The following is a 17,699-nucleotide window of genomic DNA, read 5'->3' on the forward strand; positions in this document are numbered from 1 at the left end:
CCTGTCCTGATTAGCTAATTGAAAATCAAGGTATCTGAGCCTTTACTGGCAAAATCCACACAAAGGTTAAAAGCCGACTGTGTACGGATTTGCCCTGTACCCCCCATCAAAAGAGAGGTTAGTTTAGCTTCATCGTTCTTGTAATTTCTCACATTCTGAAAATAGCCTGTCAAAGAATTGTATGCCCCAAATACAGTCCCTTTGGTGGTATCCATAAGCTGTGTCGGGTCGCTCATAGCATACTCAAAAGCACTATCTACCATATTTGTAAAACAAGTTGATAATTCGTCTTGTTTACCCTCTTGTATGGTTTTCAGCACTTCCTTATTGGGAACAAGGGCAGACTGTATTAGTTTTTTTACTTCATTGTCTGTGATTCGGATTTTTGTCCAATGGTTAAAAATGGATTCCATCTGCGAAGACAGCATATCAGATATACCCATCACTTTGTGCGCCTGTTCCAAACGCTGTTTGGCATTTGAGGTGTGGCGAATGCGCACGGTATTGGTCTTATTGTTCATAGCAGCATTTAGCGTATTGTTACATACGATGCGTATAGGCGTGAATGCCGCCGTTATGCTTCCGCTTCCATCGTGGGAAGTGGTCAGGAAAAGATATTTTTCAATCAAATCATCGTTACCGACCCTGATATAATCGGGCAATTTTGCCGTTATAAAGATGCGTTCCCCTTTTCCGAGTGCCCCTGCGGTTTCGTATAGGATACCGTCACCCCCTACGATGCTATCAAAAAAAGAAAAGGCATCCCTGTTTTGTACAATTTGGTAATCTTTGCCTACCACACCGAGTACGGTATCATTATCGGTTCGCACCGTACTGTAGTAATTTGGTATTTCTATTTTATTGTGAATGATTTCATTATCTAAAATAATTTCGGAAGAACTAGCTGTAAAGAGTCTGCGTTTTTCTACCTCATAATCCAAACCTGCGTGGATAATTGCCTCGGCGCTTGTTGGGTAATCGGTAATAATCTGCCCCAAATTGTGCCATGCTTTTTGTTTAGTACTGAAAAAACTGTGCTTTCCGCACTTCTCGTTGTAATTTATATTGTGTGCCATGATGTTACATTTTAAGTGATTACGCTATTATTAAAAAGGTACGTCTGCTGTTTTTTTAGATTTCTTTTCTTTTACTGTTGAAGAGGCTTTAGTAGTCTCTACTTTTTTGGGAAAAACCAAAATTTTAATATTGTTGGTGTGAAAGGTCAAAGTGCCTACTGCCATACCTTCGCTGTTATTGTAAACATTCATGCCAATACGCCCAAAGAGCTGTACAAGAGTTCCTTTTTTAAGCCACTGTGCTGTAGCAGTATTTAACCAATAAGAGCAATTGATATAGGTTGTTACTTCCTTTACTTCGGTACCTCCTTTAGGTTTGTAATTGTCGTTGATGGCAATACTGAAATTGACCACTTGTTTGTCATTGTTCACTTTTTGAACTGATGCATCTGCTGTTAATCGTCCTGTGATTTCCATAATTTTAAAATTTAAAGATTACTACTGTTTTAGTTTTCTCTAATCCTGCTCCCACAAAAATTGTTTTCAAAACGAAAAAACGGAAAAAAAGAAAGCAAGATGTAAGTGGCTTAAGGATGAGTAAGTGCTATAAGTCCCGAAGGGTGGCAAGGGGAGCGCCGCCATTATGCGCACGGGGCATGCTTAAGTCACTATCTTAGCTGCCCTTTTAGTCCGTTTCGAGTGAAAGCTATAAGTTAAAACTTTGAAGTATCTTTAAAAGAAAGCTTAAATCGCAAGGCAAAAGCCGGATAAAAGCTAAAAAAAAAGAGGCAGTCTATTTAGACTGCCTCTTTGTATATTAATTAAATGTTGTTTTTCTACTCGTCTTTAAAAGAGAGCCAAAGTATTGTGATGATCATATTTTTAGACTACCAATATTATTCACTAACCAAGTTAGTCAATTCTTTACAAACTGATTTCAAAAGTTCTACAACCTTTATTTCATTGGATAAAGCATAACTATAAAAATTAAATTTTGGATCCCAGGTAAGTTTATGGTTTTCCAATATTTCTCCAATGCTTGTATCATAATCAGATTGCTTTTTATCTCCTTTTGATTTATTAAAAACTATAAAATATTTATTTGAATCATGTGATTTATAGATCTCAAATTGATACTGTTTTCTCTTATAGGGCCAATCATAAAGATGAATACCTGAGATGTCATCTGTACTTTTTATTTCCATATGAGTAACAAAACGAAAAGGAGTAAAATGCTGAAGCTCCGGCTCAATGTATTTTAAATACAAATTATAAGTGAACATTTCCCTATGTCTATGATTTCTTTGCGAATGCATGAGAAGGTAAATTTCTTCATCTGATTTAAAATCTATATATCCCTGAGAACAATACGTAATTAAATCTTCATTTGTTATAAAGTGTTTTCTCCAATCTTTTGGAACTGCCTTTACAATGCTACTCAATGCTTTTTCTACATCCGTCGTGTTGAATTTTACGTCATCAAACAATTCTTTTACATAATTTCTCTTGGCTTTCCAATGGTTTTTTTCCTCTTCTTTTGAGTTAACTGGCGGCAAACGAAGTAATCTTTTCCAACTGTAATCTCTTAAATTCTTATTTGTGCTCAAAAAATTATAGCGCGAGTACGAATTTATTAAGTAATCGCCTTTGGTCAGTACTGCTCTTTCCAGTTTAAAATCACTATTTTTATCTGTATGTAAAAGATTAAAAAGACTTAAAGATTTGTTTTTATAGTTTACAAATTCTGTTAAATATTTATTATCATCCTGTTCTGCCCAATTGCAGTTTTCCATTTTTTCATAATACTCCAAAATACCAGCAAATTCAAACATAAAAGCTATTTGCCCTGCAAAATATTTATGCTGTTCAGCACTTTCAATCTCTTGTTTCCAGAGGTCTGATTTTAGTATTAAATGTGCCTTTATTTTTTCTTCCTGAACCTGACGACCAAGAAAGAAGTCTATTTTATTATCATTCGAGGTTAAAAATTTTACAATATCATTACTGAAAGGCACTATTTTTTCGATTGATTTTATAGCAGTGCCAACATCTTCAGCTTTGTCAAAATTCGTGTTTTCTGTTAAATTAAAGATTACTCTCATCCATTGAAATAATCCTGACAAATCATCTTTATTGAGAATTAGAAATCTTAAGTAGGCATGAAACTGAACTATTTGAGGTAATTTCAAATTAAATTGTAAAACGTCTTCAAAGTTTTTTGCTTCATTAAAATAAAAATTATCTCCTAGATGTTCCTTTATTTTATCATTGCCATTTTCTAAGGCATCAAAAGCATCTATCAAATATTTGATCGCTTTACCAGAGAGAACGTCAAAGTTTTTGTATTTGTAAAATGAAATAGTATCTGAATAGTCATCACGTTTTTTAGCAGCACTAGTTCCTATTAAATATTCTAATACTTCACTGCTGTTATTTGCTGTATCAATTGCAAATTGGGATAACATAATGGTCCTAATGAAATTCATCAGTTCGTCATCAAAAGTATGAATGTCGCCTTTTAACTCCCGGTACTGCCAAAATAAATTTGCCCAAGCTGTATCAATTTTAAACGAAAAGTATTCTTTAGGAGTTACATCAGTTAGTTTATCCTTAAAAGATAGTTGATATTGCTTATCCAAATTCAATTTTGAACCTGCTATGTGCTGCTCGAATTTGGCTTTAAAATTCTCATAAGATGTCAATGTTTTACCCCTGGAATTCATCTTTATGTATAAATCTTCAGTGAGCTTAAATTCTCCCAAATCAAGATACAAAAAAGTAATAATAGGCTTTTCAATATTTATTAGTCTATCATAGAAATATTCTTTATTTTGAAATTTATCATGGATGGCATCAAGCATCACCAGCATTGATTGGATAGTAGGGTCATAAGACCAAGACAGAAAGTACCAACCGCAATCTTTTATCGTTTTAGACAAACTGTTTTTTACGCCTTTATCCGGTTTTAACAGATTTATAAGATCTATTGTGTTTTCTAATAAAGCATCACAAAATTCAGAGGAACTGGTACGCGTTAAATAAGAAAACCTTGATTTATTTTTATGTGTTATTACTTCTTTAAATTCTTCAATATTTTTAGAAGCTACAGCCAAATACCAATGTAACAAAAACAAAGTCGTTAGTCTCTGCTGACCATCTAACGGAATAAATTTTTCAATTTTCCCATCTATTTCGGTACTTCCATATACGAAATCTAAATCCCTGTTTGGAATATCGTCTTCTAAATAATCATGTAATGCCTGAAGAAAAAGCTCTCTTACTTCAAAAGTAGATTTTCTACCCTGCGCATAATCTCGTTGAATAATAGGGATTTCTATATTGTAATTATTCTCTATAAATAACTGAACAAAGGATAATCTTTTACCTTGTAATAATGTATCATTTTGACTCATCTTCTATTCTTTAACCGTTAAATAATCTCCTAATATTTCTTTCATAGTTTCCAAATAATCAATGGCATCTTTTTGATTCCAGTACATATTATTATCAGAATGCCTAGTGTAGTATTTTAGAAATACATTTTTAGTACAAATCGGCACAAAGATTCCGTTTTTATCATTTTCAATAATTCGTTTTCTTTTAATAAAGAACATAGCATTCCCATAGCTTCGGTTTGTTACATCATCGAGTAAAGCGAGATTGGAAATGTTATCAATCTGACTGTTTTCTTTTTCTATGTAAAGTTCAAGAACCTCTTCGTAGACTTCCTGAAAAAGTTCGTCGTTTACGTGTTCGCTCTCTAAAATAGTTACTAATTTATTTGCGATTGTTTTTGTGATATCTTTTAATATTTCAATTTTTTCTTTTTGAGCATTTATCTGGGATATTCCTCTTTCATTAAAAACATCCGAAGCATATCCATACAAACCTGTATAAAACTCTAAAATATCAATAGCCCAAGATTTTCGGTCTTTGGGGCTTATTGTTTTATCTGATTGTGAATTGATGTGTTCAATATCCCAATTGTCTGATTTGTATTTGTCGAACGGAAAACGCATATCGGCTTCTTTGGTCGCTAAAATGGTTTGGATGTTAAACAGTAATAATATCATTCTGATTTCATAAGGATTTTGACCATACTCCAAAGATTCGATCTGTATGGTGCTTAGTCTGTCTTTTATCTCTGTTTTAAGATGTTCTTTAAACACCGTTTTGCTAAGTTTATCGGATGTTTTTTTGAGTTCGTTTATGTCTGCCTTATATTCAATCAAGAATCCTATTAAATGATATAAATCCCGTTCGCTGTACCATTCTTCGATGGTTAGGAAATATTTTTTGACTTTGAGCCAAAGTCCATCCACATCCAGAATACCGTTGTTTCGTATTTTATCATCGGTAAATTCATCTTGAAATTTATTGAATGTAAAATGGTCTTCGTTCTCTTTTTTTTTTTCGTGAATTAAATCAAAAATGTATTCAATTCGGTTTTCATACTGCATGTTATTTTTTGTACTGTATATAAAATGCCAAAATGAATCGTTTTGCAGCTTTTTTTCCATTGCATCCCATTCTGAGGCTATTTGAAGTTGTTTAAGTGTAGCTTTATCTTGAAAATTATCTTTTTGAAGGAATAATGCTTTTACTAACTCTGCATTGGTTAATGGAATTTTTCCAATGTTGATACGTGTAAAAATATCAATAGAATCAGTACTATCATCATTTACTTCATACCAGATTACTTTGGTATTATTGAGTAGAATAGATTCGAAATCGTTGATGAAATTTTGCTTTCCTTTAAACCATTCTCTTATGGCTGTATAGGCTTCATGAATGAAATAGTAGTCGATATTATCATTTTTTTCGGCATCATTAATATCGGCTAAGTATTTTTTACTGTCGGTTCTTGTTTGATATTCCAGCGAGAAAACGGGATTTCTAAACTCTTCGGAAAAGCGTTTATTAAAAAAACTTAAGATAATATAGATGGTTGTTAGTCTTTGCTGTCCATCAATAAGTTCCCACGCAATAGCGGAGCTATTGTCCGGTTTTGTAACAACCACAGGCTGTAAACAATAAAACTCTTCCTTTTTAGGGTCTTTATTTCTAAAATCCCAAATATCTGCAAGCAAAGCTTTGACTTGAATATCAGTCCATCTATAACCTCTTTGATAAGAAGGAATATAGAACTGTTCATTTAGAAGTTCAAAAATTGATTTTAATTTTAAGGTATTATTGTTCATAAATATTTTATTTTTATTATTGCTTTGATAGATTTTAAAGACTTCTTAATTATTCAATCATTTTAAGTTTTAAACCGGTAAAGACTCATAAAATACAATTTTTAAAAGCCCGTTTCTGATTTACTGCTTTTACATTTGCTAATGTAAAGAATGTTCAAACAATAAAAAGAAGGAAAACCGTAATGCATTGTATTATTAGCTGACTAACTTGCTGCTTTTGTGCTAAAATATAATTAGTTAACAACTTAGACCTATTTTTTTTAAGTAAAAAAAAGAGTTTGTTTAATTCGATTGTAAACATTAATCGATTAACCAGCAATATATGTGAAATATGAATGAAAATTTAATTGAAGAATTGGTAAAAATTGAAAACAAATATCTTCCAATCATTAAAATCTTAGAAATAAATCCTATTTATAAAAAATTATATAGAGGTTTTATAACCATTCAAAGTAAAATCAATCATAATCCGGAACTATTATTACTTGGGATAAATCCAGGTGATGGTGCTTTTAAGGAACTTAAATCCAAAGAGGGTTTTCCAAAAAGAATAATAAGTGATCCCGTTTACTTAAAAAGCTTAAACCTGGACTGGTTTAAAAAGGGCAATGCCAGAGGAGAGTTTATAGAAAAGAAGTGGTATGGGTATCATTGGTTTGAAAAAACAAAAAAAATAAACAATTCATTCCCATCACGTATGATTGATATTTTATATTCTTATAGTGAAAAATTACATCCTGATAAAAAGCATGATATCAGAAAACTTAATGATTTAATTGAAAATGACGTCCATAATAAAATCGTCTATACGAATATCTGTCCAATTGCTACTGTATCTATAAAAGAACTAAAGGAAATTTTCAATCTACTTTCAAAAGAAAAAAACATTGGAGAAATAATAGGAACTAAAGATAAAGTTACATCAGCTATGGTAAAAAATTTCTTCAGACAAAGAATGATTGATACTATCAATGTTATAAAACCAAAGGCTATTGTTTTATTAGGACACTCCGCCTATCAAGATTTGACACTTCTAAATGATTACAAAGGACAAAATGTATTCATAAACGAAGTTAAATTGAGAAAAAATGATCAAACTAAATATAGAATTATCAGCTTTTCCAGACAAGGAAATTGGTCACCTTTGATAGATGAGATAACTAACGCGATTATAGAACAGACAACATAGGATTAAGGATAAGATCTTACTTTAGCTTTGGATCCTATCTTGTAATTGCTTGGGTAATATAAAATTATTCATTCGGATATTCCTTGATATTGCGCTCAACTCTCTTTTCATTTTGGAACCATCCGAATTGTAAAGCTAAAGCTTGCAAATATTTTTCTGCACCAAGAGTCATTTCGGTAGCCTGAAATAATCCAAATTTCCATTGCTTCATTCCCCTGGAAGCAGCAAGCATTACGATTTTATTATCTTTTTTGAAGTAGGAATATAGTTGCTGGGCACTAAACAATATTGCATCAATTTCTTTTTCATCCCTTTCTTTGGGATAGTATACAAAAAGAAACCCTATGCCATTGAATACTGTATATCTTCTAGCCAAAACATCTTGGTTGCCTTCATACTTGTTTACGAGTTCAAATAAACTATTTGCCATGATTCTTCTCTCAAACCTGCTCATGGTCATAAATTCTTTTGCTAATAGTTCTCCATTTTCCAGTGGTAATACATCAGTTTTTACTAAGCGATCGATAAAATAGCTGTTCTCTTCTTCTATTTTTTTTAAAATCACTTCTTTGTTAGCATGATATCTTTGCCATTTTCCTTGTAATGATTTTGTGAAATTTTCAAAATCTTTTAGTAATTCCTCGGGAAATTCCCTTGCATTCATCAGGTACTGTGCTATTAAATCTTTTTCGCGGCAATTACAACAAAGCCCCTTATTGGCAATAAGCAATTCTTCTCGTGCTATTAAATATTCCGTCAGATCTTTGATTGTATCGAATTCAAAAATGATAGTTTCAAAGGTTTGTCGATTGAATATGTTAACGGTACCCTTGACTTGATCATGGTCAATAAAGTCATAGTTTTCAAAATCTTCGCCAACACTAACAGTGATTTTGAATATATTCTTATAGTCATTAGGTTCAAATTTTCTATCACCTTGCAGAATATGCTGCAAGACTATTTCTTTAGAGCCAAACAATTTTCTCTGTGCTCCGAACAATTGTTTAGATGATTTTTCAACAACTCTTTTTAAGAATCGTTCATAATTGCCATTAACATTATAGTTTTTAACCGAAATAATAATCGCCGTATCAAAAAACAGAATAAGTAAGTCACAAATCTCTTTTTTGTCACCAGTCATATCAATCGGATTGGGGTAACACCAATATTTTAGATAAGATGTTTCTGCAAATTTTGTTACGAAATTCTCACCTTCAATGCCTTTATCTATAATTTCTTCTGATTCCATTTTATTGATTTTAATTTACTATTTCTGTTTTTGTTTCATTCTTATAAACCTTTCGCTATCTGCAACTGGATTATTAATTACTATTTACAACAATATTCTGTATCAATTTTAAAAAAAAAAAATCTATAAAAAGAGAAAACTAAATTTTACAGTATTATTCTTTATAGGTTTCCAAATATTTAATTGTATTTGCCAGTATTTCCTGAACTCTAGGATGGTCAAAAGTTTTATTATCACTTTTAAAGGTTGCTTCTATTCCCTTTTTAGTATTCTCAAAAGCTTCTTGATTTAACTTCCCTTTATTTATGTGAAGGGCATATTCTTCTCCAATATCTGGGTAAGGCTTTTTATAAGGTACCTTATAAAGCTTTGCAAATGGCTCTAAGAATTTTACAATATCAGTTTGATCAGAGATATTTTCAATTACAGTGTGATCAATGACGGAACCTGACCAATTTAAATTATCACCTTTAATGTGAGCATTCGCTAATCCTTTTCCATAAATCATGTTAGCACTATAAATTGAGCCAACTGTATTTGTCTTTTTCCCAGAAATCATTTCCAACTCGTCACAATATATCACTCCTCTTATTGGGAAATTATAGAGAATCTCCTGCCAGTTAAATCGGTGAGCTACGATTAACAATTCTTCAAGGCTTTCAATACTATCATCGTTAGTCCAGAAAATGACTGTATCCGAAATATTTAAGCAGTTAATTCTTGTTTGGCTCGTGTCAGATAAAATTCGGCCATTCTCAGGCTCATGGTATTTTCCTTGGCCTAACGCCATTTCTATATCTCTTAATATATGTATTACCCGCCCTTTTAAATATGTACTATCATTATTAAGAATAAACTCTTTATAACCCAGGAAGTCAAAATATGCAATGTATCTTTTCATATCGTCTTGTTTCTTAGTATTCATTTCTTTTAAATTATATATAACTTTTCTAACAAATTTAACTATACTTTACATATTAAAAAGACAATAGATCCAATTCCTAAATAAAAAAAACTCGAAGGAAACGAATTAGGCGAATTTTTAAAAGAATTCGATCTTTTTTCAAAATATGAACCTAAAAATCTTTACCATAATTTGAGTATGCTTTTAAGAAGTATTGATGAATTTATTAATCTACAATACGAAGTAGATGATGACTCTACATGTGAAGAATTTATTGAGCGTAAATTTCTTAATTGAAAAAATATAAATGTTAAAATAAATCGTGTAGTTTCTGCTTAAGCAAATACTTATCCGGTAGTTGAATCTTATATTCAGCTACCATGGTAGGAGATAGACTTCTACTTAAAGCATATTCTACCACTGCATGGTCTTGGTCTTTGCATAATAAAATACCAATACTTGGGTTTTCATTCTGCTTTTTCACATCCCGGTCTAATGCTTCTAGATAAAAATTTAACTGTCCGAGATGTTCAGGTTTAAACTTATCTGATTTTAATTCAAATGCTACCAGACATTGTAAGCCTCTGTGATAAAAAACCAGATCAATATAAAAATCACTATGTCCCACCTGCACTTTATACTCTTCTGCGATAAATAGAAAATCCTTACCGAGTTCAAGTACGAAATTTTTCATCTGATTAATCAGCCCCTTTTGTAAGTCACTTTCGGTATAGGTTTCAGAGAGGTTTAAAAAATCAAAGATATAGCTGTCCTTAAATGTGTTTGTGATATCAGGATGTAATTCTCTCATCACTGATGAGACTTTTGTATTTCCTATAATAGTTCTTTCAAAAACGCCACTATTTATCTGCCTTTCCAATTCCCTTGAACTAAATTTTTCCTGACTGGAGAGGCGCAAATAAAATTCCTGTTCTTCGATTGATTTAGTTCTGCTTAAAATGATAAGATTGTTTGTCCAGCTAATTTCTCTCAGCAGTGCTGAGAGTTTTGGAAAAGCTTTGTATGTCTGGTAGAATTGCTTCATTCTCCAAAGATTCTTGTCCGAAAATCCCTTTAAATCAGGTTCACTTTTCTGTAAAAAATCTGCCAGTTCTTTTACTATTGATTTTCCCCACTGTGCTGTTTCTATACGATTGTGAATGTACTGTCCAATATTCCAGTACAGATTGATCATTTCAGTATTAACCGCTGAAATAGCATTTGATCTGGATTGTTTTATTAATTGAATAATATCTGTAAATTGTTCCTGTAACATTATTTCTGAGTTTTATTTATTATCACTTCTTAATTACTAAATGGCTTAATTCAATATCATTTAGTAGTCTTTCTTTTTCAGCATAAATAATATCCTTGATATCCTTTTTTATCTGTAAGTAATTCCGCTGTACCATTGCATTATCAACTTTGCGAATAACAGGAATATCGACATATTGATCCTGTTCTTTTTTTAATGCTTTATGGTCATTTACTATTTCAGAATGAAATGTTTTGAGTTCAATTTTACAATCAGGATCATCTGCTACCATACCCACGAATTCACCGGAACTAAGTCCGGAAATTTTGGATGGAGGCACTGCCGATTCCAATTGTTTGGACCGACTTATAGAAGTATCTCCGCTATTAATGGAAAGGCTTTCCCTGTCCTGCATAATTTTTCCAAAACGCTCTGACAATTGTTTAGCAGTATCACCTGTAACTTGTCCGCTTACTACGTTTCCAACAATATTCATAATCACGTCTGCCTGTTCTCGTCCATAATCTTTACGCAGCTGGCTAAAATCCTGAATACCCAGACAAGTCGCTACTTTATTGCTCCGGGCTGTAGCAATTAAGCTGTCCATATTGTTGAGGTAAATTGTTGGGAATTCATCGAATATCAGACTACTTTTTTGTTTCTTTTTTTGATTTACCTGCTTTACCAATCGGTTAACGTAAAGTGATAATACAGCGCCATATATTTGGATTTTCTGCGGATTATTGCCCATACATACGATCTTAGGATCGTCCGGATTATTGATGTCCAATGTGAAGTCACTACCCGATAAAACATAATACAATTGTGGAGAGGAAAGCCGTGCCATGGCAATTTTTGCAGAAGCAATTTGCCCCTCTAATTGGTCCATAACATTATTTAGGTAGGCATTCACGAAGGGATTAATAAGTACTTCGATTTCTTTTTCGGTTCTGAGCAGCGTAAAGAGACTATCGTAATCTTCCTGCATGAGTTCAATTACATGGGGAAGTGTACAGAATTCGCCGTCTTTGTATTTTCGTAAATACCATATTATGGCCGATAGAAAATTAATCGGTGATTCTACAAAAAAATCACCCTGTCTTTTGATCCATTCTCTGTTGAGTCCGAGCAAAATAGTACGCGCTGATTCTGAAGCATCCGTAATGTCACTCATACCTGATGGCTCTAACGGATTACACCGATTGGTCCGGGTTAAATCGTCAAAATTAATGACATAAAAATTAGGTAATTTTGGATAGAGATGTTTGTATTTAAGCCAGGTATTATAGACAATTCTTGTCAGGTCATCAAACTTGAAATCATAGACAAACATGGTGAATTTTTTACGTATGTGCTGGGTAATCACATGACGTATAACAAAATAAGATTTTCCGGCTCCGGGAGTCCCGGAAACCAAGAGTCCCCGAAAAGGATTAATAATGTTTATCCAGCTATCCCTTATCTTATCCTTTAAATGGTATCGGGCTGGCAGATTAATAGAATATTCATTTTCTAGAAGTCTTTCTTCCTGCGGGAAAGTTTCATTTTCTTTATTAAAAATATCTTTACTGTTCAGCCTATTTTTTATGATACGTGATAATAATGTGCCACCGGAAAGCATTAGAAGAAAACCACTGGAAGTTATGGTCATATAGGCAATTGCTGCCAGCATTAGTTCTATTTTCAGGTATAGTGAAAGATAACTTATAAAGTAAATCAGAATGCCTGTAATTATGTAAGCGAAAGCTGTTTTATAATTCAGTTTTTCATCTTTTCGCCCTTTTGCGCCAATTAAAGAAATGATTAAAAATCCCAAAGTAAAGAGTTTGGATTTATGAAAATTACTGAATAATCCGGTATGGTAAATATTTCCCATTATCTTATCACTAAAGCCGCTTACCAGATGCCACTCCCGAAAAGCCTCGTAACAGTAATAATAAAAATGAATTACTAAAATAATGATGCTAATAAGTCTTGTCATATCCAAGATCTTTCTCAGTGCCTGTTCGTTTTCTCCTGTCTGCATAGCCATGATTTCATTTTTTATCTATTATTAGACTGTCCTTTTCTTTTTTTCTTTTTGTTTCTCAGCTCATAGGGAAGATAATTAGCTGTTTGTTCAGATTGCGTGAGCATATCTGCTAACTGCCCCATTATAGTGCTAGATCCTATGTATTTGTTATTCCTAAAATCATCCCCAAACAACGTTGCAATAATTTCCGATTTCGGTGTTTCAAATGTGATTTCGTGTAATTTTTCACTAACCAAATTTGTTATTTTTTGTTCGGCCGGATTAATGAATGTACAGCGTTCCTGTATTGCCTTAGCACTGTATTGTTTACCAAGTGTACTTCCATTAAATACACATTTTGTGGTATGATCTACATAGGTAATCCCATAAATTAATCCTTCTGCGTTTTTTCTAAAAACAGTATTGATTCCATCTTTTTGCAGTACTTGAACTAGTTCTGCGAGCGATATTTGAGTTTTGAAGAATGCCATATCAATGGCATTTTTTACCCTTCTTATATTTGAGATTTCATTTGTTTTATTAGACGCAAATTTTTCTTCTAAAAATTTAAGTGTTGGCTTGTTGTAAAACAGACTGGCTTTTATGGGGACTCCGATAGGTTTACCGTCATCATCAAGTATTCTATACATCAATCCTTTTGCTTTAAACATTTTTGAATCTTCATTGCCTGGCTCTGCTAAAACATTGTATTGTTTGAGCACTGCATTGAGCTGCGGAAGGCTGGCATATTTATACGATGAAAGCACCTGACCCAGAACATTTGTAATAGCCTTTTTCGATTCGCTTCGCCCGTATTGAATCTTTTGTGAGATGATTGGCTTAAGCGTAAAATCAGTACTGTTTTTATTCCCTTGCGCCTTAACAAGTCCAAAGCGTTCTTCGATTTCTTTTCTTGCCGGTTCAGATCGGTTTTTGCCAATATTTTGCATGTCAATTCGTTTACCATCTCTTTGAACATTTATGGAGACTAGATGGATGTGCGGATGCCCGGAATCGTGATGCTGATACACAAGATAAGGCTGTTCACCAAAACCGATTTTTTCCATATAAGTATCCGCGATAGCCATTAATTTTTCCTTGGAATGATTTTCTGAAGGATCAAAGTTGATCGAAATATGTACACTGTTTCGCTTTACATTTTCATTTAGTTCCAGCTGTTTTAAAAAACGGTTCAGTTTCACAGTAAGCCCCATTTGATCAACATCAATTGGATAATTTCCGGCACCTATACACTCTGCCACATTTTCTTTTACTTTGTTTTCATTGTAATAGAAAACCTTGTGGATAGCGTATCCTGTTTTTATGATCGCAACCATTTTTCGGAGATTTTCCGGATGTAGTTTTTGATTTCATCAATCTTGTCAAAAAGGATTTTCTTATCCAGTTCAGCACTTATTATCCATACTTTAAATTCCGGAATTTGATTTAGTGTATGTAGTTTTTTTACTGCCTGATTGAAGTTGTTTCCAATGCCATTTAATTGCTTGAATAACTGCATCATTTCATGGACCATATCATCTAAAGACTGATTCCTGTAAATGGTGTTTATAGATTTCTCAAATAAGTGCCTGCGAATATAATCACTCAGTTTGCGGCAAGTACTAGCTTTCCATTTTTTCTCAATTTTCGTATACTCTTCGGGAGTAAAGCGTAACCCAACTATGCGTGTTCTGTTTGAATTTTCTCTTTTCATTTTCTCTCTTTTTCATTGTTATCAAACCTTAATTTATGTTTTCAGTATCACTGCTCACGAGTTCCGAGTGTAGAGCAGCAAGAAGGCTGTTGTTTAACAACAGGACATCTTGCCGATTGCAGGAACGTGGCAATCCTCCTGATACTTTAATGTTCTGTAGACATTCTAGTATTTTCTAAGATTTTAAAAATTCAAAATATCCAATTATTACCTCTTTTTTGACAAATTGATATTTTGACTGTATTGCTAATAGAACTTAATACACTATAAAGACAGTCATTAAATTTTTAATGTTTTTTTTCTAAAATCTATTTCATTTTTATTTTAGAACTCAAAGAAAGTGCACACTGCATAAAATTCAGAACTATTATAATCTGGTAACTATTATGCCGATTTATCTTCCGAATTTTAGATTGAAAACGTGCTCTTTCAAAGCAATAAACCAATTTTAAAAACAACAAAATCCTGACTGTTTTAAGGAAGGTTTTTGATTGCTCATTTTGATCTTTGCTGTTTAATTCAGAGACAAAATTAAGTAAGCGAAATGGATTTTACCCATGATGGACATATTATGTCCATGACACTTTAAGACTGGCTTTATACCTTTGTATAAATAAATTATTAATTAAAAACGTGAAGATTATGACAACAAATGATGTGGCCAAGGTTTTTGATACTGTACTTAGTATTCCAGGCATGAATGATGTAGTGAAGATTGATTTGAAAATTTCACGAAAAAATGTATTGCTATTAAACCATGTTATTGAACGTGGATTATCTGCTAAGGACAATGATAAACCATCGATTCTTATGACAAGTATTCAAGAAGAAAATCTTCAGGAGTTAAAACTATTTGGAGAGGAATGTTTACAAAAAGCAGGGCTAATTGAACTTAGTGAAAAACTAAGTTTACTTGGCGATACAATAAAGTAGCAACAGTTAAAAATCACAAATTACTTTGATGTCATTAGAAATTATTTTTTCTAATGGCATCTTTTTCATTATAAACTGCACCTTATCCTGTTTTTTAACTACGATTGAATGTTATTGAAAAATCTTGGCAGGTTTTTGATAATAATTTATATCAGCAAGTGATTTAATTTTGTCTATGACATTATAAATCAATTCTTTATTTACAAGTTGTTAATTTCTGCTAGGCTTAAAACTTATTAAATACTGCAACTAAATTGGTTCTTGAATAAAACCTCATCTAAAGAATTGCTATTATTTCAAATATGATTAATTGCTTCGTTTAATTAATTTCAATTACAATGAAATCAAATGCAAAACTTAAGACTATAATTTTGGACTCAATTTGCTTATTGCTGGTACTATTGTTTGTCTATGCGGCAGTAAGTAAAATGCTTGACTTTGAGAATTTTCAAATACAATTAGCGCAATCTCCATTACTTAGTGCATTTGCCGGACTAATTTCCTGGGGAGTTATCATTTTAGAACTTTTGATTTCAGTTTTACTTGTATTTAAAAGAACCAGAATACTTGCATTATATTTTGCTTTTGGGTTGATGGTCATGTTTACAGTTTACATATACATTATTTTAAATTACAGTTCTTTTATACCTTGTTCTTGTGGAGGCATATTGGAAAAATTAAATTGGAAAGAGCATTTGGTTTTTAATATTTTCTTTGTTATTATCTCCGCAGTTGCAATATTGCTTATCCCATTTAAAAATCCTGCAGAGGAAGGCTTTAGAAAAGAAAAAAAACGAAAATCTCTCTCTCTTGCAGGCTGTGCTTTGTTGGCTGTTATGCTAACGGCCGGATTATTTATCAAGTCAGAAAATATGATGCATTATGATAATTCATTTATCAGGCGCTATCCTCAGGGTACAGAAAAAAAATATGATACACAGATACAATACAATTCTTTTTATTTTTCAGGTTTCTCAAAGGGTAAAATCTATCTGGGTAATACAAGTAGTCCATTGCAGGTAACAGAGTGGGATTCTTTACTCAGAAGTAATGCGAAACATAAAATCACAGTGAATAGTGACCTTTTGTCTACCGCTGTACGGTTAAAAATTATTGACTCTTCTTTTTATTTGATTGATGGAAATGTTGCTTCAATATTTAAAGGCAGTATTTCAAATTGGAAGGCAAGATATAAATGGAATGGTTCTATTCGATTCACACAGCCTCAGGTCATTGATTCGGTTCATATATCATTTAGAACTATTGACAAACAAAGCAATCAAAGTGAATTAGGAACTTTATACTTTGGAAATCCCTCTAAAATAACTATAAAGTCTGATTTATTACAAAAGCAAGTTGATGGAATGTTTGATGTTGACGGAAGATTTTATTATGACTTTTATTCCCGGAAACATGTTTACATCTATTATTACCGTAATGAGTTTATAGTTGCAGATCAAAATTTAAATCTTGCTTTTAGAAGTAATACTATTGATACACTTAGTCCTGAAAAAGTAAAAGTTGCTTATATAAGCAGCAGAGGCGAAAAAAAGTTTGCCGCTCCACCAGTAATTGTCAATAAATCTGCTGCTATTCATAAAAATCTGCTGTTTATAAACTCAGGAATAATTGGAAGATATGAAGATAAAAAAATGTGGAATCAGGCCTCTGTAATAGATGTATACAATTTAAATGACAGATCCTATGTGTCCAGTTTTTATGTCTACCATATTGAAAATAAAAAACTAAAAGATTTTATTGTGAGTGACAATCAATTGTATGCCATTATCGGGACTCATTTGGTCAGTTACGTGCTTAGCAGTGGTATTACAATACATTACAAAAAGTAATTATAATATACAGCGCAGTATCAGGGGAAGATCGAAAACCTGTGATAGAGTAGATCATTAACCATAAATTATTTAAATCATGAAAACAATTTTTTCAAAACAGGTGGTTATTCCTGCTGCCGTATTTGCCCTTGCGATAGCAGGTGCTTTTACAACTAATGCTATGGAGAAAAATAGTAGATCTACAGCATTGATTGATGGTTACGTAAGGCTAAATCCGGCCGGATTATGTAATGAGGAGCAGACTTATGAATGTGATACTGATAATTTCGGTGCAATTTGCCGAGTGTCAGCTAATCCAGCCTCACAACAGGTATATGCAAAAAATGCTAATGGTGCCTGTACGGTCGAAGTTTATAGACCGCAACAATAAAAAC

The 17,699-nt window shown here is 32.5% G+C and carries 14 protein-coding genes; 4 read left to right on the forward strand and 10 right to left on the reverse strand.

Annotation, left to right across the window (positions count from 1 at the left end):
* Nucleotides 1-14: 14 nt before the first annotated feature.
* From FLP_RS16915 to FLP_RS16930, 4 genes are all read right to left on the reverse strand, one after another.
* Nucleotides 15-1,076, reverse strand: coding sequence for a DUF932 domain-containing protein (locus FLP_RS16915; protein ID WP_065450713.1), 1,062 nt, complete (start codon nucleotides 1,074-1,076; stop codon nucleotides 15-17).
* A gap of 30 nt (nucleotides 1,077-1,106) precedes the next feature.
* Complete coding sequence (locus FLP_RS16920) at nucleotides 1,107-1,493, reverse strand: single-stranded DNA-binding protein (protein WP_065450714.1); 387 nt, start codon at nucleotides 1,491-1,493, stop codon at nucleotides 1,107-1,109.
* Between the two features lie 419 nt (nucleotides 1,494-1,912).
* Nucleotides 1,913-4,429 carry a DUF262 domain-containing protein gene (locus tag FLP_RS16925; RefSeq protein WP_065450715.1) on the reverse strand — a complete coding sequence of 839 codons (2,517 nt, stop codon included), beginning with the start codon at nucleotides 4,427-4,429 and terminating at the stop codon, nucleotides 1,913-1,915.
* A 3-nt stretch (nucleotides 4,430-4,432) separates the two neighbouring features.
* Entirely contained in the window at nucleotides 4,433-6,217 is a 1,785-nt protein-coding gene (locus FLP_RS16930; protein WP_065450716.1) for a DUF262 domain-containing protein, read from the reverse strand.
* 331 nt (nucleotides 6,218-6,548) lie between these two features.
* Between FLP_RS16930 and FLP_RS16935 the strand changes: the two genes are divergently transcribed.
* Nucleotides 6,549-7,406, forward strand: a complete 858-nt coding sequence (locus FLP_RS16935) for a hypothetical protein (protein ID WP_065450717.1) — start codon at nucleotides 6,549-6,551, stop codon at nucleotides 7,404-7,406.
* A 64-nt stretch (nucleotides 7,407-7,470) separates the two neighbouring features.
* Here FLP_RS16935 and FLP_RS16940 read toward each other — a convergent pair whose 3' ends face one another.
* The 6 genes from FLP_RS16940 to FLP_RS16965 all read right to left on the reverse strand — a co-directional run bounded on the left by FLP_RS16940 (nucleotide 7,471) and on the right by FLP_RS16965 (nucleotide 14,539).
* Entirely contained in the window at nucleotides 7,471-8,655 is a 1,185-nt protein-coding gene (locus tag FLP_RS16940; protein ID WP_065450718.1) for a hypothetical protein, read from the reverse strand.
* 154 nt (nucleotides 8,656-8,809) lie between these two features.
* Entirely contained in the window at nucleotides 8,810-9,580 is a 771-nt protein-coding gene (locus tag FLP_RS16945) for a hypothetical protein (RefSeq protein ID WP_065450719.1), read from the reverse strand.
* A gap of 289 nt (nucleotides 9,581-9,869) precedes the next feature.
* Nucleotides 9,870-10,835, reverse strand: a complete 966-nt coding sequence (locus FLP_RS16950) for a PDDEXK nuclease domain-containing protein (RefSeq protein WP_065450720.1) — start codon at nucleotides 10,833-10,835, stop codon at nucleotides 9,870-9,872.
* Nucleotides 10,836-10,857: 22 nt separating this feature from the next.
* The gene (gene mobC / locus FLP_RS16955; protein WP_065450775.1) at nucleotides 10,858-12,840 is read right to left on the reverse strand and encodes a conjugal transfer protein MobC; all 1,983 of its coding nucleotides are present in this window, start codon (nucleotides 12,838-12,840) and stop codon (nucleotides 10,858-10,860) included.
* A 17-nt stretch (nucleotides 12,841-12,857) separates the two neighbouring features.
* Nucleotides 12,858-14,162 (reverse strand): relaxase/mobilization nuclease domain-containing protein, encoded by a 1,305-nt coding sequence (locus tag FLP_RS16960; protein WP_065450721.1) that lies wholly within the window; start codon nucleotides 14,160-14,162, stop codon nucleotides 12,858-12,860.
* Complete coding sequence (locus FLP_RS16965) at nucleotides 14,147-14,539, reverse strand: plasmid mobilization protein (RefSeq protein ID WP_065450722.1); 393 nt, start codon at nucleotides 14,537-14,539, stop codon at nucleotides 14,147-14,149. Before FLP_RS16965 ends, FLP_RS16960 begins: the two co-directional genes overlap by 16 nt.
* Before the next feature lie 642 nt (nucleotides 14,540-15,181).
* Between FLP_RS16965 and FLP_RS16970 the strand changes: the two genes are divergently transcribed.
* The 3 genes from FLP_RS16970 to FLP_RS16980 all read left to right on the forward strand — a co-directional run bounded on the left by FLP_RS16970 (nucleotide 15,182) and on the right by FLP_RS16980 (nucleotide 17,695).
* A complete protein-coding gene (locus FLP_RS16970) occupies nucleotides 15,182-15,472 on the forward strand; it encodes a hypothetical protein (RefSeq protein ID WP_315246670.1) in 291 nt (96 codons plus the stop codon).
* A gap of 338 nt (nucleotides 15,473-15,810) precedes the next feature.
* A complete protein-coding gene (locus FLP_RS16975; RefSeq protein WP_065450723.1) occupies nucleotides 15,811-17,322 on the forward strand; it encodes a DoxX family protein in 1,512 nt (503 codons plus the stop codon).
* Nucleotides 17,323-17,401: 79 nt separating this feature from the next.
* Nucleotides 17,402-17,695 (forward strand): DUF6520 family protein, encoded by a 294-nt coding sequence (locus tag FLP_RS16980; RefSeq protein WP_041516071.1) that lies wholly within the window; start codon nucleotides 17,402-17,404, stop codon nucleotides 17,693-17,695.
* Nucleotides 17,696-17,699 lie beyond the last annotated feature (4 nt).

Origin of the sequence: Flavobacterium piscis, from assembly GCF_001686925.1 — a bacterium.
GTDB lineage: Bacteria > Bacteroidota > Bacteroidia > Flavobacteriales > Flavobacteriaceae > Flavobacterium > Flavobacterium piscis.